General features: G+C 40.5%; 20 protein-coding genes and 1 other annotated feature. Of the genes, 3 read left to right on the forward strand and 17 right to left on the reverse strand.

Annotated elements, in window-relative coordinates:
• Positions 1 to 12: 12 nt before the first annotated feature.
• The 14 genes from AABM38_RS17495 to AABM38_RS17560 all read right to left on the reverse strand — a co-directional run bounded on the left by AABM38_RS17495 (position 13) and on the right by AABM38_RS17560 (position 14,075).
• A complete protein-coding gene (locus tag AABM38_RS17495) occupies positions 13 to 1,035 on the reverse strand; it encodes a rod shape-determining protein (protein WP_423407538.1) in 1,023 nt (340 codons plus the stop codon).
• A gap of 162 nt (positions 1,036 to 1,197) precedes the next feature.
• Positions 1,198 to 1,887, reverse strand: coding sequence for a RadC family protein (gene radC, locus AABM38_RS17500; RefSeq protein WP_335376320.1), 690 nt, complete (start codon positions 1,885 to 1,887; stop codon positions 1,198 to 1,200).
• A gap of 67 nt (positions 1,888 to 1,954) precedes the next feature.
• Positions 1,955 to 2,527, reverse strand: coding sequence for a Maf family protein (locus AABM38_RS17505; RefSeq protein ID WP_423407539.1), 573 nt, complete (start codon positions 2,525 to 2,527; stop codon positions 1,955 to 1,957).
• A 527-nt stretch (positions 2,528 to 3,054) separates the two neighbouring features.
• Positions 3,055 to 4,086: an SPOR domain-containing protein gene (locus AABM38_RS17510; protein WP_423407540.1), complete on the reverse strand. Its 1,032-nt coding sequence runs from the start codon at positions 4,084 to 4,086 to the stop codon at positions 3,055 to 3,057.
• 118 nt (positions 4,087 to 4,204) lie between these two features.
• Positions 4,205 to 5,059: a hypothetical protein gene (locus tag AABM38_RS17515; RefSeq protein WP_423407541.1), complete on the reverse strand. Its 855-nt coding sequence runs from the start codon at positions 5,057 to 5,059 to the stop codon at positions 4,205 to 4,207.
• The gene (locus AABM38_RS17520; RefSeq protein ID WP_423407542.1) at positions 5,056 to 5,694 is read right to left on the reverse strand and encodes a hypothetical protein; all 639 of its coding nucleotides are present in this window, start codon (positions 5,692 to 5,694) and stop codon (positions 5,056 to 5,058) included. Before AABM38_RS17520 ends, AABM38_RS17515 begins: the two co-directional genes overlap by 4 nt.
• Positions 5,694 to 6,740: a type IV pilus biogenesis protein PilM gene (gene pilM, locus AABM38_RS17525; RefSeq protein WP_423407543.1), complete on the reverse strand. Its 1,047-nt coding sequence runs from the start codon at positions 6,738 to 6,740 to the stop codon at positions 5,694 to 5,696. Before pilM ends, AABM38_RS17520 begins: the two co-directional genes overlap by 1 nt.
• A gap of 20 nt (positions 6,741 to 6,760) precedes the next feature.
• Positions 6,761 to 7,522 carry a prepilin peptidase gene (locus AABM38_RS17530; protein WP_423407544.1) on the reverse strand — a complete coding sequence of 254 codons (762 nt, stop codon included), beginning with the start codon at positions 7,520 to 7,522 and terminating at the stop codon, positions 6,761 to 6,763.
• A 15-nt stretch (positions 7,523 to 7,537) separates the two neighbouring features.
• Positions 7,538 to 8,017, reverse strand: a complete 480-nt coding sequence (locus AABM38_RS17535) for a type II secretion system protein (protein ID WP_423407545.1) — start codon at positions 8,015 to 8,017, stop codon at positions 7,538 to 7,540.
• Positions 8,018 to 8,141: 124 nt separating this feature from the next.
• Entirely contained in the window at positions 8,142 to 9,347 is a 1,206-nt protein-coding gene (locus AABM38_RS17540; protein WP_423407546.1) for a type II secretion system F family protein, read from the reverse strand.
• A 1-nt stretch (position 9,348) separates the two neighbouring features.
• Positions 9,349 to 10,389 (reverse strand): type IV pilus twitching motility protein PilT, encoded by a 1,041-nt coding sequence (locus AABM38_RS17545; protein ID WP_423407547.1) that lies wholly within the window; start codon positions 10,387 to 10,389, stop codon positions 9,349 to 9,351.
• A 13-nt stretch (positions 10,390 to 10,402) separates the two neighbouring features.
• A complete protein-coding gene (locus tag AABM38_RS17550) occupies positions 10,403 to 12,067 on the reverse strand; it encodes a GspE/PulE family protein (RefSeq protein WP_423407548.1) in 1,665 nt (554 codons plus the stop codon).
• A 26-nt stretch (positions 12,068 to 12,093) separates the two neighbouring features.
• Positions 12,094 to 13,461 (reverse strand): VanW family protein, encoded by a 1,368-nt coding sequence (locus AABM38_RS17555; RefSeq protein ID WP_423407549.1) that lies wholly within the window; start codon positions 13,459 to 13,461, stop codon positions 12,094 to 12,096.
• A 53-nt stretch (positions 13,462 to 13,514) separates the two neighbouring features.
• Positions 13,515 to 14,075 carry a hypothetical protein gene (locus AABM38_RS17560; RefSeq protein WP_423407550.1) on the reverse strand — a complete coding sequence of 187 codons (561 nt, stop codon included), beginning with the start codon at positions 14,073 to 14,075 and terminating at the stop codon, positions 13,515 to 13,517.
• Between the two features lie 146 nt (positions 14,076 to 14,221).
• Here AABM38_RS17560 and AABM38_RS17565 point away from each other — a divergent pair, with 146 nt between their 5' ends.
• Genes AABM38_RS17565 through AABM38_RS17575 form a run of 3 tightly spaced genes read left to right on the forward strand, consistent with a single transcriptional unit; the run spans position 14,222 to position 16,012 of the window.
• Entirely contained in the window at positions 14,222 to 14,638 is a 417-nt protein-coding gene (locus AABM38_RS17565) for a type IV pilus modification PilV family protein (RefSeq protein WP_423407551.1), read from the forward strand.
• A 4-nt stretch (positions 14,639 to 14,642) separates the two neighbouring features.
• Positions 14,643 to 15,074: a PilW family protein gene (locus AABM38_RS17570; RefSeq protein ID WP_423407552.1), complete on the forward strand. Its 432-nt coding sequence runs from the start codon at positions 14,643 to 14,645 to the stop codon at positions 15,072 to 15,074.
• Positions 15,075 to 15,088: 14 nt separating this feature from the next.
• Positions 15,089 to 16,012, forward strand: a complete 924-nt coding sequence (locus AABM38_RS17575; protein WP_423407553.1) for a hypothetical protein — start codon at positions 15,089 to 15,091, stop codon at positions 16,010 to 16,012.
• A gap of 30 nt (positions 16,013 to 16,042) precedes the next feature.
• Here AABM38_RS17575 and AABM38_RS17580 read toward each other — a convergent pair whose 3' ends face one another.
• The 3 genes from AABM38_RS17580 to AABM38_RS17590 form a co-directional block, all read right to left on the reverse strand.
• Positions 16,043 to 17,761 (reverse strand): sensor domain-containing diguanylate cyclase, encoded by a 1,719-nt coding sequence (locus AABM38_RS17580; RefSeq protein ID WP_423407554.1) that lies wholly within the window; start codon positions 17,759 to 17,761, stop codon positions 16,043 to 16,045.
• A 133-nt stretch (positions 17,762 to 17,894) separates the two neighbouring features.
• Positions 17,895 to 19,208 carry a bifunctional folylpolyglutamate synthase/dihydrofolate synthase gene (locus AABM38_RS17585; RefSeq protein WP_423407555.1) on the reverse strand — a complete coding sequence of 438 codons (1,314 nt, stop codon included), beginning with the start codon at positions 19,206 to 19,208 and terminating at the stop codon, positions 17,895 to 17,897.
• 76 nt (positions 19,209 to 19,284) lie between these two features.
• Complete coding sequence (locus AABM38_RS17590; RefSeq protein WP_423407556.1) at positions 19,285 to 21,924, reverse strand: valine--tRNA ligase; 2,640 nt, start codon at positions 21,922 to 21,924, stop codon at positions 19,285 to 19,287.
• A 44-nt stretch (positions 21,925 to 21,968) separates the two neighbouring features.
• Positions 21,969 to 22,218 (reverse strand) — a binding site (T-box leader).
• Positions 22,219 to 22,412 lie beyond the last annotated feature (194 nt).

Genomic DNA, 22,412 nt, shown 5'->3' on the forward strand with positions numbered 1-22,412 from the left:
CCCTCTCTTTTTTTATCTTGATTCTTTTGCTTTATTCTTGAAAAGATCGATATGATCCAATGCCTTGCCTGTCCCGATTGCGACACAATCGAGAGGATCTTCGGCTATAAGTACCGGCATTTTTGTTTCTTCGCTGATTACCTTATCGAGATTGCGCAGCAAAGCGCCTCCTCCAGTAAGGACGATTCCGCGGTCCATAATGTCTGAAGCAAGTTCAGGCGGGGTCTTTTCAAGTGTTAACTTAACTGCATCGACAATTGCATATACTGTGTCATGTAGTGCTTTCGCAATTTCAGCAGCAGTGATTTCAATTGTCTTAGGAAGACCTGTCAGTAGGTCGCGTCCGCGGATTTCCATGTTTTCGATGCCTTCAGCGTCACCAGCTGAACCAACTTCCATTTTAATTGTCTCTGCTGTTCTTTCACCGATCATCAGGTTATACGTCTTGCGGATATAATTGATGATTGCGTCATCCATCTCATCGCCAGCGATACGAACCGATTGGGATGTCACGATACCGCCAAGTGAAATGATTGCCACTTCAGTCGTTCCGCCCCCGATATCCACAACCATGCTTCCAGTAGGCTCCCAAACTGGAAGATTTGCACCGATTGCTGCTGCAAACGGTTCCTCAATCGTAAAAGCATCCCTTGCCCCAGCCTGGCGTGTTGCATCAATGACCGCACGTTCTTCAACAGCCGTGATTCCCGACGGCACGCAAACCATGACATATGGCTTACCTGCAAAAAAGCCTTTATTTTTGGTAGCCATTTTAATATAATACTTCATCATCGTTGCCGTTGTTTCATAATCAGCAATAACCCCGTCCTTCATAGGTCTTAAGGCTACCACATTTCCTGGTGTACGGCCGATCATATTTTTAGCGTCATTACCTACTGCAACGATATTCTTAGTATCTGTTTGAAGTGCCACAACGGAGGGCTCTCTCAAGACAATTCCTTTTCCTTTTACATAAACGAGTGTATTAGCGGTCCCTAAGTCGATCCCTAGGTCTCTAGTTCCAATTCCAAACATGGTTGTATCTCCCCTTCTGAACATAAATGCAATAAAAGAACAGGCAATCTATTTACAAAGTAAGATGATTGTTTTTTTAGCAGATTTTTTGACAAAAAATTTAATTGTGTCCGCAAAAATCATAAATTATATTATATCTCAACGTCAATCAAAATCCTAGTATCATACATACCCTTTTTCCTTCAAACTAACATATTTATTTTCCCCAATGATTAAATGGTCTAGCAACTCAATTCCGACAATTTTCCCCGATTCAGTCAACCGCTTCGTGACCTCAATATCCTCCCGGCTTGGAGTTGGGTCTCCAGAAGGATGATTATGGACACATATGACCGAGGCAGCCGACCTGCGGACAGCTTCCTTAAATACCTCGCGTGGATGCACGATCGAGGCATTCAGACTACCAATGAAAATCGTCTGTCTGTGAATGACCTGATTTTTTGTATTTAAATAAAGACATACAAAATGCTCTTGGGTCAGGAAGCGCATATCGTTCATCAAGTATTTTGCGCCGTCTTCAGGCGAACGGATGACATAGCGTTCATCAAGAGTATGGTTTGCTATCCGTCTGCCAATTTCAACAGCAGCAAGGACATGGATCGCTTTCGCTTGTCCAATCCCTTTTATTTGCGTCAATTCTTCAAGAGTAGCATCTTTTAACAGACGAAGGCCCTCAAACTGGGAAAGCATGCGGTTTGCAAGCTGCAGGACTGATTCTTCTCTTGACCCTGTTCCGAGCAGCAGGGCAAGCAATTCATGATTCGACAGGCTCTGGGGACCGTTTTGGACAAACCGTTCCCTAGGCCGTTCGTTTTGCGGATAATCTCTGATCATTAATGAATTTGATGACAATTGGTCTTCCTCCCAGTCAATAAATTATGACGAGGGAAGTGTAGAAGAAGTTTCTGTGGCATTCTTTTTAATAAGGAAGGATGTAACCGATCTTTTGAAGCTCCCGAATCAATCTTGATACAGGCAGCCCCATAACAGTGTAATAGTCACCATTGATTTCTTTGACAAGCATGCTTCCAAATCCCTGTATTCCATAGCCGCCTGCTTTATCAAATGGTTCACCGCTCTTTATATAGGTGTCAATTTCTTCATCTGACAAATCCCAGAACGTCACATCTGTTTTTTCATAAAAACGCATTTCCTTCTCTGGAGATATAATGGATACCCCCGTGTAAACTGAATGGGTATTTCCAGACAGCTTCCTGAGCATTTGAAAGGCTTCCTGTTCACCAACAGGCTTGCCCAGGATCTCAGCTTCATGGACAACAACTGTATCCGAACCTATAACGAAACAATCTGGATAGTTCGCAGCCACAACAGCTGACTTTCGTGATGCCAACTCCATCACTGCTTCCGCAGGGCTTAATTCCTCACTAAAACTTTCATCAGCATCGCTGCTCGAGATTTCAAATTTCAAGCGGAGGTTTTCAAGAAGTTCTTTTCGCCGTGGAGAAGAAGAGGCTAAAATGAGGCGTTGCATAAAATCACCTTTCTTTTTTATTTGCATCTAAGGGAGATACAAACTAATCGTAACAAACTTCCACACTGCAAACAATCTCTAGTATAGACTCTTTTCGTAAACTTTGTGGCTTTTAAATAATTATTTTTCTTAAAATTGATATTTTTTGATATAAATTGCATTTAGGCTGCTTAAATTGAAGACTTTTTATTAAAAAGGCTCTGTTAAACACGGCTGTTGATTTTCGTTCCAGGCGCTTCGCTTTCCGCGGGGCTGGCGCTGAGCCTCCTCGTCGCTTTGCTCCTGCGGGGTCTCACCTGACCAGCTGCGCCAGCAGGAGTCTTCGCGCCTTCCACTACAATCAACAGGGTTTAAAATTAATATTCAGCTTTAACAGAGCAATTTAAAAAATACGAATTCAAATAGCGGTTAACCCAAAATATCAGCATAAAATTAGAGCTTTCAGCCAAATGCCGAAAGCTCTGTTAATTTGCACAATTTCCCGGAAAATATTCTGCTATAAGAATTCTCATATTAAATGAAGTTGATTATTTAACAATGGATGAGTAGGCGGAGAGGAATGCCAGCAAATTCGTTTGCATTTCAGCCAGCTGTTTTCCGTCTTTTGATTTTTGATAATCCGCAAATGATTTGCTTGCTCTTTCAATGCTGGCTTTAGTCTTTAATATATTTTTGTCCTTAATAGTCTTGTCGGGAATCTCACTTAACATGACCTGATACTCAACCATTTTTTTCTGGGTTTCAGGCGTTGCTGCATTTCCACTTGATAGAATAGAATATATCTCAGGAGCTTTCTCCAGTAATTTAGCTTCCTCAGCTGTTACTTTTTCTGCCATGCCTCCTGATATTTCAACCGGCTTCGCAAACACCTCTACCCCTTTTGACTTAAGAGCGTTACTAATTTCTTTAGCTTCCTCGATGCTGCCTGCCATTCCTAAGTAAATAGCAAACTGTCCATTGACCGGAAAGATTTCAGCCGATATTCCCTGTCCTGCCAATAGACTCACGCGTTCCTTTGCTGCGTCCTCAGTAGTGAAAATTCCGTTTTGCACAACAAATGCAGGTATGCTAGTTAGTTGTGCAGAAACACTTCCTGCTCCTTTATCCTCGTCTGTTTTTTCCGGAGCAGGATTTACCTTCGAAATTGCCGGTACAGCTGGATCAGTATCAGCTGTCACAAATTTCAAAATGGTGACACCAAAAACCGTTCCAAGCAATACAGCGAAAAAGGTCGTAATAAAGATGGTGGAATAAAGACGATTCTTGCGTGAATTTTTCGGATTCCAAACTGAAATTCCAATATTTTTCTTTTGCTTCTTAGGCTGTTTTGGCGCAATCTTGTATTCCTTCACAACCTCTTCCTCAATAGGGTCTGGCAAAATCCAATCAAAGCTATCATCCGCTGATTCCTGAGAAGCTGCCGATTCATTCAGTGCATCATCTCTATCACTTTGGACAAATTGGTTCTCGTCCACTTCTTTTATAGAATTTTTTTCGCCTTTCAGCGGTTGATCCTTGCCATTAATCTTGATCGTTATCGTCCTTCCTTGCTTGTCCAATACTCGTACCTCCTCCATACCCGTTCCTATTTTGCTTCATCCTATCATACAGGCAAAAAAAAATAACAAGACTTTTGTCGTCTTGTTATAGAATGCTTTCGTCAATTTTTTTAGGAGGTTAATGTTCGTTGCTATCTTCTTCTGTTAAAAATACATCAGGCTCCATAATCTCTTCACTTTCAGGCTTTTGGTCTGATGTAACATTATCATCAGAATAATCGCCAAAGGTAGGGAATGGATTCCGTTTGTTGGCTGGTTCAGGGGTTTCCACTTTAGGATTATTTTCCTTCAGATCAACCAGCCCTGGCAGATAAAAGATATTTATTGTAAGGGTCATCTCAAGCTTTTCTTGCTCATCTGACAGGGACATCAATTCCTCTGGTCCACTAAATGCAATTGATTCTACCATTACAATCCTTTTTGAATTTTCCAGAGTATCGATGAATTTTTCCAAATCAAAATAATTATCAGCATTAACAACGATCGTCGCTGATGTTTTTGCTAATCCCTCAGGCATATTTAATGATTCTTTCTGATTCTCATTTGTGGTGGTTTCGGAATCCTCCTGATTAGCAGATTGCGCAGCTTTTGATGAGTCTTCTTCTTGATTTGCGTCAATTTGGGCAGCTAAGTCGCTTGACTCACCTTCTGTGAAATCAATTGATGCGATATAACTATTTGAAACAACCTCAGCCTTCTCAAGGTCCAGAACAAACTGCTCAATCATCGGATCTACTGGAAGTAATGTTTGCATTTCCGCTGTACTGCTGAAATCACTTTCCTTCCCTGAAGCAAGACGGGCTGCCAGTGCTTCACCTAGCTGCTGCTCAGATTTCAACTGGCTTTCCTTCAACGATAGGCTGGTTTTAAGAGGATTCAAATAAAAAAGAAAGGCTCCACAATATAGTAACACTGCCAGGAAGGATGAGATTAGAAGGATGATAATATGCTTTTTTTCCAGTCGGAGGCTCATGGCTCATTTCCTCCTTCTAAAGCTGACTCCCTGTTATGTTTATAATACTGCGCTTTGAAGATGATCTTGTATTCAGCACTATATCTAGGTAGAATTTTTTCTTTTTCATTATTATTTATAGTGCCAGATTCGCCTGCTGCTTTCTCCTCTTCCATTGTTACAGCCCTAATATTTAATAGTGATGCTTCCTCGACCCATTCAGATTGTTTCAACGAACTTAAATAAAAAGCTGTGTCTCTAGTAGCATCAAATTGAATTGTGATCCGGACTGAATCGGAATTACTATATTCAAAGTTTTGAATAAATCCGCGCTCCGGAAGCAATGAAATGATATTTTGCATTAATGGCACTGTTTCGACAGGATATTGTTCAGCCCATTTTAGAGCAGTCTGAAGCTTTACTGCCGCATTGCCTGCTTCGACATCTGTCATTTTTGCCTGTTGTGCATCGTTCAACTTTTGAAGGGACACAATTTGCTTGTCAATAGACACCATTTTGCTGTTATACCTGTTTCCCTGTATGTAAATGATCGATGAACTTACTGTGAAAAATAATATAATTAAAATGGCAATAATAAGCTGTGAAGACTTTTTATGCTCTCTCTTAGGTAAAAGGTTAATCTCTACCAGCATCATTACACCTCTTTTAATCCTAGCCCGAGTGCCAGATTGAAGGCTCTGGGCAATTCTACAGCATCGGAATTCTGTATCTTGATTTTTATTGTATCAACAGGAATTCCAAACCTTTCTTTCATATCACTTAATACTCTATCAAGCAAAGGATGATCGCCATTTACTAATATGCGCGAAACCTCATTTTCCCCCTGGGTCAACGAATATCGATAAAAGTCCATGAGCTTAGCAATGTCTCGATAAATTTCTTCGAGTTGGAACGTCAATTCAGCAATTTCACCTTCATACACTAGCTCCTGGCTCGTCTGATTGTCCCTGCTCCTCTTAACCTTCCAGCTCTCCTTAAGATCACCAGGAATATGTCGCATGAAAACCGGAATCTGTTCCTCAAAGACGCACATACTTACCACATCAAGATCAAATTGGACAGACAACAGGATCTCATTCCTAACGGCCATGTCACTTTGGTGATAAAGACGATAAATCGCTAGCGGTGAAATATCAGCAGCTACCGGTTTAAGCTTCACGAATTTAAACAGGTCAGCGTACTCTGTAACATATTTCTCAGGAGCCGCAAAAACCAAGATTTCCTGTTTTTGTTTTTCAACACCGAGAGAAATCGTATCAAATACAGGATCCTCAAAGGGCAAGTGAATGCTTGAGCCAAGTTCTAAATACAAATAACCATGAATTTCATCTTCTTTTACATCAGCTGGGATTGAAACCTTTCTGATGATGACAAGCGAATCAGGTACGGTAAACCGGATTTCCCTTTTGGCAATTTTCCATTCAGCAATACATTCATCCAGAATATTCACCAATGTGTCGAAGTCTTGAATTTTGCCGTCCGTGACAATACCTGAAGGCAATAAACGCTGGCCATAATGATGTGGAATAACCGGGTTCTTCTGCTTTAGCTCAACGTATCGAATCGAATGGTCATTAAGTACAAGATTGACAACTTTGCTTCTGCCGGAAAAAAAGAAAATGCCATTTTGAGAAACTCCTTTGAATATGACTGTTTTCGCATGGAAGATTGGTAGCAACATAACTCCGAAAAAAGCTTTTATTAAAAACCAATTATAAAAAAATCAAGATACCATTCTACGATCTCCCTGCCAAAAAAATAGGCAGTCAAAGTTCCAATGGCAATGAATGGACCAAACGGAATGGCCTGCTTCTTTTTTACGAAGCCAAGCAACATGGCAATGATACCAAAAAAAGCGCCATAAAAAGTAGCAAAAAAGAAGGATAGCAGCATGGTCTTGAATCCTACAACAAAGCCAATCAAAGCGAAAAGCTTTACGTCACCACCGCCCATGCCTCCCCTGCTAACGAGGGCAATCATTAGGAGGAGAAAAAATCCTGCAGCCGCCCCAGCAAAAGAATCCCACCACGGCAATAGCGGAATAAAAAAACGCTCTACCGCAAAAATCCCCGCAAAAACAAGCAGAATCTTATCGGGAATGAGCATATAAGCAAGGTCAGACACAGTAATAATGATGAATAAAGAGATAAGCGTTACCGCGATGAGCAAATCAGCACTCCACCCAAGCAAGAGGCAAGCATTAGCAAACAGCACACCAGTCAAAAGCTCAAATAAAGGATAAACGGGCGAAATGCCGACCTTACATTGTCGGCACTTCCCCCTCTGGATTAAATATGAAAATACCGGAATCAATTCTAGCGCATTTAATTGGTGTCCGCAGTTTGGACAGGAAGAGCGAGGTGCTACGATTGATTTCCCTTCTGGGACTCGGAGGCCTACTACGTTGTAGAAAGATCCTAGGGTGATGCCGTAGATTAAAAAGATAACAACTAATATATTCATTATGCACCTACAAACCTAGTTTACTGCTCCTCTTTTTAGGTCTTTAACAGCTACAGAGGTTTTTGTCTTTGTTTGAACTCCTCTTGTTGCATTAACCAATTTAACTGATTCTACTTTCCCGCCTGCTATTTTTACAAATGAAACATTTGTGTCTGTCAGTGAAGAAACCTTTTCTGTACCGCCTTTTATATAACCAGCATCAGTTCCATCAGGATCTGAGACAGGATCTAAGAATTTCTGATCCTCTAAATAACCAAGAGTTAGAAAATGAGTTCCTTCCTGTAAAGTGGCATCCGTAGTTAATGCTAATTTTGCAGAGCTAACCATTTGTTGAGCATTCGCAACATGTGCATCTTTCTTGGAGTTATCAATCAGTCCTCCAATACTCGGTACCGCAATTGCACTAATAATCCCTAAAATAACAACAACAGCCAAAAGTTCAATCAGTGTCAAACCTCTTTGATCCTTCAATCCTTTTTTAATAGCTTTTAACATTTCCAACTCTCCTTTTAGTAAATTTATCCCATGACAAAAGCAGTATATATTAATAAATATTATAATTGATAGAATTATAAATTCATATAAATAATGTGTTATTAATTGTCGTTTTTAGTAATAATTAATTAACATGGTTAAATATGTCGAACATTGGAACCATGATGGATGTGACGATAGTTCCGACTAATGATGCGAGAATGACAATCATGATCGGTTCTATCAATGATTTTAATTGGTCGGTGCTTGTGTCTACTTCTTTTTCATAGAAATCGGCTACTTTGCCAAGCATGGCATCGAGCGATCCTGTTTCTTCTCCAATTGAGATCATTTGCGTGACCAGTGGAGGAAATGCCCAGTGCTTGCGCATAGGTCCTGTCATAGATTGCCCAATTTCAAGCGAATCACGGGATTCTCGAACGACTCTGCCAACCACTTCATTCTCAACAACATTTTCAACTATAGAAAGTGCCTGAAGAATTGGTACCGAACTAGAAAAGAGTGAGCTAAGGGTACGAGTCATTCTCGCAAGAACCGCCTTTTGCAGCAACTTACCGAAAATCGGCATTCTTAACATTGCATAATCAAGATAATATTTTGTCTGTTTGTTCTTCTTCATTGCTGTTATAGAAGCTACAATACCTATCATGATAAATAAAATAAGCCACCAGAAGTTCTGCATGAAATCACTGGCTCCAAGGACAAATTTAGTAATCGCGGGCAGTTCTCCTCCAAAATCCTCAAACATGTCGACAAAGGTAGGAACAATATACACTAGTAAAAAGATAACAACTGCAATCGCAATAAATCCAATTACTAAAGGATAACTCAAAGCAGCAATTACCTTTTGCCGTGTGTTATGCTGCTTTTCATAATGGTCTGCCAGACGTTCTAATGTATCATCCATATTTCCGCCCGCTTCCCCAGCCTTGACCATATTAATATACATCGGCGAAAAAATTTTGCTATGCTTTGCCGTCGCCTGTGATAACTGAACCCCTTCTCGTAACTCAGATTCGATATCCAACAGTGCTTTCCTTAAAGCTTTGCTATCGGTTTGCTGAGCTAGAATCTTTGTGGACTCTACTACGGAAACGCCAGCTTTTAATAGAGTGGCAAACTGCCTCAAATAGATGACTAAATGCTGCAGTTTAACAGGATTTCCAATCGTTATATCTTTTGTCAGCCAGGTTTCAGGAACTTCAGTAATTTCAGTTGTCCTGATTCCTTCCTCCCGAAGCTTTTCCAACGCTTCACGCTTTGAACCAGCCGTGATCGTGCCTGATCGTTTTTTCGTCCGGTCCCGTCCGGAATATTTAAAGCGTGCCATATTACACCAACTTCTCCTGTAAATATGGTTCAGCAATTTCCTTAGAGATGATTCCCTGCTGAACAAGCTCCTTGATGTTCATTTCCAATGTATGCATGCCATAAATCCTGGAGGTTTGCATGATGCTGATAATTTGATGGATTTTTTCATTCCGGATTAAATTCGCCACAGCAGCATTATTGATAAGAATCTCGGTAGCACTTCTGCGTCCTTTTTTATCCACTGTAGGGAAAAGACGCTGGGAGATGACCGAGACTAAGACAGAGGCAAGCTGGATACGGACCTGAGCCTGCTGGCTTGGCGGAAAAACATCTATTATTCTATTTATTGTGGCCGGCGCGCTTGAGGTATGTAAAGTCCCTAATACCAAGTGCCCTGTTTCAGCAGCTGTTATTGCTGTCTGAATTGTATCCAAATCTCTCATTTCTCCTACTAAGATGACATCTGGATCCTGCCGGAGAGCGGCCCTTAAGCCATTGGCGAAGTTATTTGTATCAAAGCCAATTTCACGCTGGTCAATGATGCTATTCCCGTGCTTGTGCAGGTATTCAATCGGATCCTCCAATGTGACAATATGCTTCCTCATCGCCATATTCATATACTGAATCATCGATGCAAGTGTAGTCGATTTTCCGCTTCCCGTCGGTCCGGTCACTAGTACCAATCCCTGTGGCTTTTCAGAGATTTTCTTCAAAATTTCCGGCAATTCGAGTTCTTCCAATGTAGGAATCCTAGTAGGAACAATTCGGATCGCAAGCGAAACACAACCTCTCTGATGATATGCATTCACCCTGAATCTGGAGATGCCCGGAATACCATATGAAAAATCCAGTTCACCCTTCGACTTGAAATGTTCCCATGATTTTACAGGAATAATCGCTCTTGCCATTCCTTCTGTTTCATCGGGTGTAATAGTGTCAGATCCATATCTCCTAAGATCTCCGTTAATCCTCATGACGGGAGGAATGCCGACAGTAATATGTATATCAGATGCCTTAAGCTCAAAACCAGACCGGAGCAAATGTTCAATTTTATCCTTCATTGTTTCACCTCGCTTATTCTGTTATGGCGACTCTCAAAACTTCTTCAGTTGTAGTGAGCCCTTGTTTAACCTTTAGCAAACCATCATCAATTAGAAAGATTGTCTTATTTCTTACCGCTATCTCCCTGAGGGTAGTTACTGGTTCCTCATTCATGATGGCTCTGCGTAGTTCATCGTCGACAGCCAAAACCTCATGAACAGCAATTCGGCCACGATATCCAGTCATATTACATGAAGAGCAGCCTCTCCCTTTCCAAACATTTTCGATATAAATTCCTCTTTTTGAGAAAATATCGATTTCTCTTTTGGTCGGTGCATGTGTGTCTGCGCAATCACGGCATACTTTTCGAACAAGACGCTGGGCAACAACACCGCTTAACGAAGATGCGACCAAAAATGGTTCTACCCCCATATCAATCATCCTAGTAACCGAGCTTAGGGCATCATTCGTATGCATTGTGCTTAGAACAAGATGACCAGTCAATGATGCTCTAACCGCTACCTCAACTGTTTCCTTGTCGCGGATTTCACCCACCATGATTATATTCGGATCCTGACGCAAAATAGAGCGTAGTCCAGCTGCGAACGTCATGCCTACATTAGAATTAACTTGTATTTGATTTATCCCTTCGAGCTGGTATTCAACAGGATCCTCGATCGTGATGATATTTACCTCTTCACTATTAAGCTTGTTCAGTGCAGCATATAAGGTAGATGATTTCCCTGAACCGGTTGGTCCGGTAATCAACACAATCCCATTTGGCTTGGAAATCATATCTTTAAAACGGGAAAGATTGTGTTTGTTGAATCCGAGCTTTTCAATGTCATTCAGTGTACTGCCCATATCCAGGATACGCATGACGACTTTTTCGCCAAATACAGTTGGAAGTGTTGACACCCGCAGGTCAATAGGATGAAAGTCGAGATTTGCTTTAATCCTGCCATCCTGGGGAATACGATTCTCAGTAATATCAAGATTAGCCATGATTTTTATTCTCGCGATAAGGACGTTTTGCATATACTTTGGCAGTACACGTTCAATCCTTAAAATGCCATCAATCCTGTATCGGATTACAACTTTCGTCTCCTGAGGATCAATGTGGATATCACTCGCCTTGCTGGCAGAAGCAATTGAAAGCAGTTGATTAACAAGCCTTATGATTGGAGAATCTGCTTCTGTAAGTTTTTCCTCCTGAATCGGATCTATAGCGGGACTGTTGATACCGATTAAATCCTCAAATCCTTCATTGCTATCATAATATTTATTGATCGCACGGATTATATCATCTTTGGTCGCTATTGCTGTTTCGATATGGAAGCCAGTCGACAGCCTGAGGTCATCAACCGTGATGAAATCCATCGGGTCAGCCATCGCCACATACAGTTTCTCTCCTTCTTTCTTTAAGGGAATGACAAGGTTACGTTTGGCTATATCTTTAGAAATAAGAGTAAAAAGAGTCGTATCGAATGGGTACCGATATAAACTTATATGCGGAATTCCAAGCTGAAACTCAAGAACTTCAATTAATTGCTGTTCAGTAATAAGTCCCCGTTGAAGCAAGGCATCCCCAAGCTTTTGCCCCTGTGCTTTTTCAGCCAAGGTGTCCTTAAGCTGCTCCTCAGAAATCATGCCTGTTTCTACTAATAAATCACCAAGCCGCTTTCTAATTTGTCTCATTTTTTTATCGCTCCCGACATCAATGCTTACTTCGGCTCTTCGTTCGGCTTCCCAAATAAACCGCCATCGTCTTCATCTGCATTGTTCTCTGTTCCATTCTGGCTATCACTCGATTGCTGTGCCTCATTACCATTTTCCTTAGGTTCAGCAGGGATGTTGTCAGATGCGTTTTGCCCGGCATGTTCTGTTTCCTCTGCTGAAGGTACTGCTACCGTATCTGCATTTTCATCTGCTGTGGATACTGTCGCCTGAGCTGCCGGTGTAAGTGCCACTATTTCTACCCTATGAACTGGGGGATAAAAATCTTCGGATAACAATTCAGATTTTAGCAGCTCACCTTTTTGATTATAAGTTTCACGAAATACCTTTACTAGAATCCCAGCACTTCCTTCTACTTCAACCGATTTTTGGCCCTTCTCAAGGAGCGGTGAATATTGCTTGATTGTCCTCGGCTCAAATTCCTGCTTGTCCGCAGTACTGATGCTGTAATTATACAAAAGCGGAATCCCTATTATTGAAACCTCCAATTCACTTGCCTTCAAATTGAATGCCATGGAATACGAAGAATTGTTAGGATTATAGAAAAGTAAATCCATTTTCTTATCGAAATTAACCTTTGCCTCAAACCCAGCCTGTATATTGTCAGGAAGCTGACTGCCGATATGCCTTTCAGCAATCAAAAAATTAGTAGGCATGAGTGCTTGATAAATCGCCGTAGCAATCTGGCTATATGTATAAGAAGATATATGGTTCATTTCATTTTCCTTAACGAATGCAGCAAAAGAAAATTGAGATTCAGGAGCAATCTTGATTGCTGGGTAAAGTTTAGTAAATTCCTGGATTTCTTGATTTTCTTCTGAAAGTTTTATGGCAACTTTAGAAATTATTTTAACCCCTTCTTTTGGAAGATAATTTTCCAGACTAATTTCAGTCGTTTGTACAAAATTCTGTGCGGCTAATAGCAATTCTTTTTTTAGACTTTCATTATCAAGATTGCTGATGAGCGATGTTGGAATTTGCGGCAGTTCATCAATGACGTCTTTTTTCATCTTAACGAGCACTTTATTCTGCGCTCCATTTACAGCTGATGCAATCGATTCATCTATTAAAAAATCATATTCAGCGGCAGCAATTGAAATGGTTTGCCCTTTATAAGACAATATAATCTCCGCATTGGAAACCCATTCGCTCCTTTTCGCTTCCAGGGCGGATTTTGCTTCTTCCTGCGATTTACCCGAAACATCCATAGTGCCAATAAACGTTTTTTCTGAGAATACTTGATTAGCAGAGGACCTTAAACTTATTGCCGATACACCAAAGTAGGTGAAGCTAAAAATAAACAGAGAATAAACAGAAACGATCAGAGATAGTTTAAATATTTTTCGCTTTTTCATTTATTTTGTCCTCCCCGATTCCGATATTAGAATCCCTCTGAATAAACAATAGGTTACGATTGGCTAGTTGCATACATTTCGTGTTCTTCAACTTCATTAATCCACTTCTCGTCATTAAAGTCTTTTTGACTTTCAAAGTTAATAACCGGTATATCATCAAAGTCAGTCAATGGTAATTTATTTCTTTCTTCCAAGAAAGAGATGTCTTCTTCCAAATCTATTACCTGAAGATTTGGAAGAACTTTTGGTACTATTTCATCTTCATGAGACCTAATCAGGCTTCCTTGTTGAGTTGCAATCTCAGAGGAGTTATCACTTTCAATAGTATTACGATCCAGATTGTCATTCACATTTAGCTGTTCAGAACCTTTTACTGTGACAATACCAACTGAACGGCTAACCATTATATATCCAACAGAAAACGCCAGCAATACCATAATTATCAATGCTTGCCAAGGAGGAGCAATCAAACAAAAAACTAAACCAAAAGACCCGATAAGAAAGGAAGAAAGAATAACAATTATTTTCTCTTTCCGGTTTAGCCCTAAAGAAATATATTTTATCCAAACCAATGCCAAAACTGCCGATATTAACAAAAGTAAAAGACTTTTCATTGTCTCACTCCATACGTTTATATGTGATTATTATAGCCCGCCAATTTTCAGCAATATATCGGACTATTAACTTATAAAATAACAATTTTCACTCTTTTATATTGTATAATAAAATTACTTGATATAGTAGACGGAGGAAGAATGTCTTGGGAATAAAGTTGGATGAAGAAAAAGGACTTACTTTGGTGGAGGTCTTATTATCTATTGTATTACTTGTTATTATTTTGACCTCTTTTGCCAGTTTTTTTACCCAGTCAGCAATGTTCGTCAAAAAAAATGAAGATAAATTAAGTACAACTCAGACTGCCCAGCAGATTGTTAATCAGATAGAAGTCAGTTTGTCAAAAAATGACGTGAAAAGCAGCATTGTATGTGCTACATTACCTTGCATTGTGGAGAAGAACGAACTATCCAATCTTTTAGGCAGCCCTATTGCTAGTCCATTTAATATATCGGCAGAATTTGCTGATAGTGTAGAAGGTTTAATCAGAGTAAAGATTTCTGTAAAAGACTTAAATAACCCCGAAAGTTCATCTGAAACATTTACTTATATAAGAAGGTGAGTTAATGAATAACCAACGTGGACTGACCTTAGTTGAAGTGCTCGCTGCGATTACCATTCTATTTTTTATATCCGCACTTATTTATAGTGTTTTTTTGGGATTTAATAAAAACTACAGCCACATATCCGAAAAAAACAGCATGGACCAAACCGCTAATATCATTCTTGCAACAGTTAAACAACACCATCTCAAATTTGACAAATACAAAATTTCCTATGATGAGAAAAAAAGGGCTGCTTACATCGGTGAAAAGGCAGCTGATAAACTTCTGGGAGATTCCAGGTATGATGTACAAATAGAACTTGGCTATCCTGATGAAGTAGCTATTTCAGGTTCGAAAAATATAGATTCCTCGTTGCCTCTATCCATTCATATAACTTTAAATGATAAAACAGGACAAACCTATGAAGTTAAAACGATAATTAAGAGATACTAAGGGAGGGTTAAGTGATGAAAAATGAAAAAGGTTACGCACTCGTTCTCGTATTACTAATCATCACGATCACCTTTGTATTTGCTCTTTCCATGAGCGGAATGGCCCTTTCAGCTAGAAAACAATTCAATAAAACGGATGAAGTTAATAAAGCAACAGACCTTGCCGAGATGGGGGTGGCTCATTATGAGGCAATACTTACACAAATAGTGAATTCGTCAAACAAGGAAGCAAAGAAAAAAGTTGAAGATGCTTTCGAAGAAGCAAGCAAGAAATCAGGAAACATCATTCCTGATTACGATGAAATCTTCTATTCTGCACTGGTGAAAGGAGTGTTAAACAATAGCTATTTGGCCATGACCGTTGAAGGAAGCAATTCGTATGATGTAACATCACCTTCTGTCAAAAAAATATCAGATGACAATATTTCGATTTCATTCAAGACTAAAGGAATAACAGCTGGTGAAAAAAAAATACTTGAAAGCACAATCCTTATCGTAAAAAATGGCGGCGATTCACTAGTTGGAGAGTCAATTCCTACAAAAGATCGATACATGAATTATGTTGCCTATTCGATCGACTTAAAGGGTAATGGGTCAGATAAGGATGAGTATTTTCCCAATTCTACATATTTCGCTAAAGATATTCAAATTCGAGGAAATAGAATTATTGCAGTTCTTGGAAATGCTTTTTTTAATGACAACATTACATTTAATGGTGGAGCTGACATAATAGTTTTTGGTGATGCTGTTTTCAGGCATGAATTTAATAAACCAAATAATGCCTATACATTTTGCGTTACCGGAAATACCTATTTAATTAAGAATGATACACTTATTCCTTATACATCATTTCCAGGAACAACAGGAGTATCCTGCCCTAAAGCAAACGATAATCCTTGGTCCATAGACCTTAATAACGGAATTGAAGTTAAATACTAAAATGTAAAGGCTGACCCAATCGGGTCAGCCTTATTTTACATATTCAGCAACCCGGTTTCTTCCTGATCGCTTAGCCCCGACATATAATGCACGATCTGCGTGTCTAATTAATGCAAGTGAATCGTCTGCATCCTGAGGTGCTGTAGCGACACCGATTGAAGCGGTTATATCAACGAAGATTATTTTTCCGTTTGCGTCCATGGATTGAAGCAAGGCAAATGGTTCGCTCGCAATCATAAGCCTGATTTGCTCAGCAAGCTTGAATGCATCACCCTTCATCATGTCTGGAAGCAGGATGACAAATTCCTCTCCCCCGTATCGGGCTACTGTACCGATGTCCCCGATCCGTTCTTTCAATCGGACTGCAAGTTCACAAAGAATCTCATTTCCACTTTGATGCCCATATGTATCGTTTACTGATTTAAAATGATCAATATCAAGAAGGATGAGTGACAACAGATCTCTCTCGGAGTTTTGTAACTTTTCAAACTCGCTTGTCAGCATATTTTCAAAGTAGCGATAGTTATAAAGTCCAGTCAGAGCGCATCTCTCGCTGTTTTCTTTTGTTTTTTCATGGTGCCTTGCGTTCTCAACCGCGATGGCAAAGTGGGAACACAGAATATCGACGATCATCAGCTGAGATTTCTCAAATGCCCTTTTTTTGTTTGCCGCCAGAACCAGGACCCCTATTACTTGTGCGTTCCTGACAATCGGGACACTTAAGATGCTTTCAACACTCGGCGGTATATACCCAGAGTTGATCTGCTTCCATTGCTTTTTGGAATGGAAAAGCACAGGCTTTTTATCAGCCCATACAAGTCCGCTGATTCCCTCACCCTTTTTTAAAGGGGCAGCTACCGGTTCGAGAAATTCTCCATGTTCCACCTTATAGATTAGTTTTAACTCTTTATTATTGACGACATCAAGAATATACGCATAGTCTACAGGAAGCATTTCAATCAGCTTTTGGACGAATAAATCTATGACTTCATTTGCTTTCAGCCTTTCAGCAAGCTGATGCCCGATTTCTGCAGCATTCTGCAAAAACTCGTTAACTTTATCACTGGAATAGTAGAGACTTAGAATTATTGACAGGCTCGCAAACGGAATTCCTACAAATAGCAGCGAAATGATTCCCATCTCTCTGTATAACTCATAAAGCACGAAACCAATTGGGAAGGTAATCAGGGTCGTGATCGATTCCCAGATAAAATCCTTACCAAAGTAAGGTCCTTTAAGTTTAAAAGCAAAAGCTTGAATAAATATCAAAATGATTGTGTTAATCACGAAGTTACTTATTCCGTATATAGTTCCAAGTACAAGTATAAATGGATTTTGCGCAAAATTTTCTCCGTGAGTCCCGCCTAGAGCATAAAACACTAGGCCGCTGAGCAGCGATACAATAAAAAACATCAGCGAATTCAGTGGAAATTTGTATGCATCGGTCTTTTGGAGTCTCAACCTTGTTAAGAGAATAACAACAGAAATTTGAATTAAAATCATTTCAACAAATAATCCATAAGTAAGAAATACGGACATCGATACCCATTGGATTAAGAAGATTGGCGTATTATTTACAACCATCGGCATTGAAGCCACGACAGCCGTTAATAAGAGGAATGCCAGGACACCCCAGATCGATCCATCTATAGAAGGTGGATAGACCTCATACGTCACCCAAATACCAACCGGCACGGTTAACAGCCAGGCAAACCAAATTGATTTTTTCACCATTGGAGCAATTTTCATCTATCCACCCTCCCCTCATCAAGTGTAACGATTTAGCAAAGCAAATTTGCTAAACGTCTCAAAAAATCCCTTAGGTAAAAAGTCATACTTTTTAAATAGTTTAGCAAACTTTTTGTCGAATGTCATAATTTTCTTATTTATTTTTTAGTAGTTGACTGATCAATGGCTTTACCTCTGACAGAAAATAAAGTGAACCTGTTACGAGCAAAATTTCATTTCCCTTTAATTCCTTTATTTTTTGTTCAAGATAAATTTCATAATTATGAGCTATGGTCATATTGTCAGCTGCGTTTCCAGCTTCCATTAACTCTTCTGCTTTAGCTGCTCTTGGAAAGTCAAATGTCGTAAACGTTAGGGAATCCGCCGTTTCTTCTAGAATGGCAATCATCCTGTCCAATTTCTTGTCTGTGAGAGCAGCAAATAGAATGCTAATCTTTTTATCGGCATATCTGGAGTTTACTTCACTGGCAAGAGCAGTTATTCCTTCCTCATTATGTGCACCGTCAATCAAGACGAACGGTTTTTCAGACAATACCTCCAGCCTTCCAGGCCAGTAAGCCTTTTTTAAACCATTCCTAATATGTGAATCTTCTATGATAAAGGAATAATAATTCGCCAGGAGCTGGGCTGCCATGACAGCTAAAGAGGCGTTGTCTACCTGGTGTGCGCCAATCATCGATGTCTCAAGCTGCTCAACTTGGCTGAACAGGCTTGTAAAAGTAAACTTTTCTCCATCTTTCAATGAACTTCTAGAACTTGTAAAAAATTGTTCCCCCAAATGATAAATAGAGGATTTCTTTTCAGCTGCTCTGTTACGAATTACCTTTAATGCCTCTTGCTGCTTCACACCTGTAATGACGCTTACACCATTTTTAATAATACCTGCTTTTTCAAAGGCGATTTTTTCATAGGTATCCCCAAGAATAGCCGTGTGGTCGAGACCAATACTTGTAATAATCGATAATAACGGATGAATGACGTTTGTGGAATCGAACCTTCCCCCAAGGCCAACCTCGTAAATAACAACGTCGACAGGAGAGACTTTGGCAAAGTAATAAATTGACATAATCGTAATGACTTCAAACTCTGTTGGACCACCTAATTCCGTTTGATCCAGTTCATCCGCCAGCGGTTTGATAACATTCACAAGCTGAATAAGGTCATCATCACTGATTGGCTGGCCGTTAATGCTGATGCGTTCGTTAAACTGCTCAAAGTATGGAGAGGTAAATGTACCTACCAGGTAGCCGGCTGATTCCAGGATGGAACGCAGGAAAGTGACAGTAGACCCTTTCCCGTTTGTGCCGCCCACATGGATGGTTTTCATCCGTCGTTCAGGATGCTCCAGTCTTTCCAGCATCCATTCCATTCTTGTTAATCCCGGTTTGATCCCGAGCCTAAGTCTTGCATGGATCCAATCTACCGCTTGTTCATATGTATGGAACATTCCTGCACCCCAATTCAAGATGAAGACGAACCAATAATGGTTCGCCTTCAATGTAAAATTTCTATCTTGTTATAAGTTATCCTCTTAGCTCATTGATGCGCGCTTCAATAGCAGCACGTTTTTCAACGTAATCCTTTTCTTTCGCGCGTTCTTCTTCAATGACCTTTTCAGGAGCTTTTTTTACAAAGCCTTCATTCGCAAGCTTTTTCTGGACACGTTCAACTTCTTTATCCAGCTTCTCTTTTTCTTTTTGTAGGCGGGCGATTTCTTCATCGATGTTAATCAGTCCCTCAAGCGGCATGATGATTTCCAGTCCTGTTACTACTGCTGTCATCGCCTTTTCAGGGGCATCGACTTCAAGTCCGATCTGTAGATTTTCTGGATTACAGAAGCGGACAATGTAACCACGGTTGCTTTCAAGCGTGTTAAGAGTTTTTTCGTCTTTCGCTTTCAAGAACATATCAACCTTTTTGCTAAGCGGTGTATTCACCTCTGAGCGGATGTTCCTTACAGCCCTGATTACTTCAACGAGCAATTTCATATCATCAGCAGCTTCGCTATCGGTTAATGCTGGATCAACCTGCGGCCAGCTTGCTGTTGTAATCGATTCGCCCTGGTGAGGCAGGTTCTGCCATATTTCCTCCGTAATAAACGGCATGAATGGGTGGAGCAGACGCATTGTGTTATCGAGTACATAAGCAAGAATGGAACGAGTCGTCTTTTTCGCTGCTTCATCTTCTCCATATAGCGGAAGCTTAGCCATTTCAATGTACCAGTCACAGAAATCATCCCAGATGAAGTTGTACAGCACACGGCCTACTTCACCGAATTCGTAGCGGTCTGAAAGTCTTGTCACTGTTTCGATCGTTTCATTCAGCCTGGTTAAAATCCACTTATCCGCAACAGATTTTTCACCACTCAAATCGATTTCTTCATATTTCAATCCGTTCATGTTCATTAATGCGAAGCGGGATGCATTCCAAATCTTGTTGGCAAAATTCCAGGTTGCTTCAACTTTTTCAGTGCTGTAGCGAAGATCCTGTCCTGGAGAGCTACCAGTTGTCAAGAAGTATCGCAGTGAGTCAGCACCGTATTGATCGATGACATCCATCGGATCAACGCCATTGCCAAGTGATTTACTCATTTTGCGGCCATCTTCGGCACGAACTAGACCGTGGATTAAAACATCCTCGAATGGTCTTTGACCAGTGAACTCGAGTCCCTGGAAAATCATACGGGACACCCAGAACGCGATGATATCATAGCCTGTAACTAATGCAGCTGTAGGGTAGTATCTCTTATAATCAGCTGCTTCCTCATTTGGCCAGCCCATTGTTGAGAACGGCCATAATGCAGAACTGAACCAAGTATCCAATACATCATTATCCTGATTCCAATTTTCAATATCTGCAGGCGGTTCATGGTCAACATAAACTTCTCCAGTTTCTTTATGGTACCAGGCTGGAATACGATGGCCCCACCATAGCTGTCGGGAAATACACCAGTCACGGATATTTTCCATCCAGCGAAGATATGTGTTTTCGAAACGCTCAGGTACAAAGTTGACCTTATCTTCTTTTTGCTGAATAGCGATTGCTTCATCGGCAAGAGGCTGCATTTTAACGAACCATTGTGTCGATAAATACGGTTCGACAACTGCGCCGGTACGTTCTGAATGTCCAACTGAGTGCATGTGTTCTTCAATTTTGAATAAAACACCTTGCTCCTGAAGGTCCTTAACGATTTGCTTGCGGCATTCAAAGCGGTCCATGTCTTGGTATTTGCCGGCATTGTGATTCATGCTGCCATCCTCATTCATGACAAGGACTCTTTCAAGATCATGACGGTTGCCGATTTCAAAATCATTCGGATCATGTGCCGGAGTAATTTTTACTGCTCCAGAACCAAACTCGATATCTACATAATCGTCGCCAACGATTGGAATTTCGCGTCCAACGATTGGCAGGATGACGGTCTTGCCGATTAGATGCTTGTAGCGGTCATCTTCAGGATGTACTGCTACCGCTGTATCGCCAAGCATCGTTTCCGGTCTTGTAGTTGCTACTTCAATATGTCCAGAACCGTCAGCAAGAGGATATTTCATATGATAGAACGCACCTTGTACATCCTTGTGAATAACCTCAATATCAGAAAGAGCTGTTTTTGCTGCTGGATCCCAGTTGATAATGTACTCACCCCGATAGATGAGGCCCTTGCGGTAAAGTGAAACGAATACTTCTTTAACAGCATCTGAAAGTCCTTCATCCAATGTAAACCGCTCGCGGCTGTAATCAAGTCCCAGGCCAAGCTTTGACCATTGCTTGCGGATATGCTGAGCATACTCCTCTTTCCACTTCCATGTTTCCTCTACGAACTTCTCGCGTCCTAAATCATATCGGCTGATTCCCTGGTTACGAAGCTTTTCGTCCACCTTCGCTTGTGTTGCGATCCCAGCGTGGTCCATTCCTGGCAGCCAGAGAACATCGTAGCCTTGCATCCTCTTCATGCGAGTTAAGATGTCCTGGAGAGCTGTATCCCAGGCATGCCCAAGGTGAAGCTTTCCTGTAACGTTGGGCGGCGGGATAACAATCGTATATGGCTTCTTTTGTGCATCATCTTTCGCTTCGAAAAATTTGCCCTTGATCCACCATTCATAACGGCCCTGTTCAATCGCAGAAGGATCGTATTTAGTAGGCATTGATAAATTCTCTTCCATCGTGATTCCTCCTAAAAAATAAAATAAAAAAACTCCATTCGCCGTAAAAGGACGAATGGAGTTTGTTCGCGGTACCACCTTTTTTTCCAACATGGGAAAAGAATCAATCCTACATGCTGGCTCTTGAGGAAATAACGGTTCTTCACCGTCGCCTGTTAATAGGATAAATGCTTCCGTTAGCAGGAGAAGCTCTAGGGCGACCTTCCATTGATTCAGCTTAGAAAACCTCGCAGCTAATGGTTTTCCTCTCTTAAAGCTAAATGATAATGTACTCTTCCCTGTCAATGCTATTCACTTTATTGTGTTTTTGTATATTAGTTATACTACCCAAAAAAGGGGAATGACGTCAATCATCATTTCCTATTTTTTTATATTTTATACTTTTTGCATCATGCTGTTCCATTTATTAGCACAATTTAGGCAAACTGCTCATAGAATAAAAAAGGAATATCTGTCTGTTTGGAGGGATGGAGATGAAGAGACGAAGG

This window comes from Heyndrickxia sp. MSNUG (genome assembly GCF_049532715.1).
GTDB lineage: Bacteria > Bacillota > Bacilli > Bacillales > Cytobacillaceae > Mesobacillus.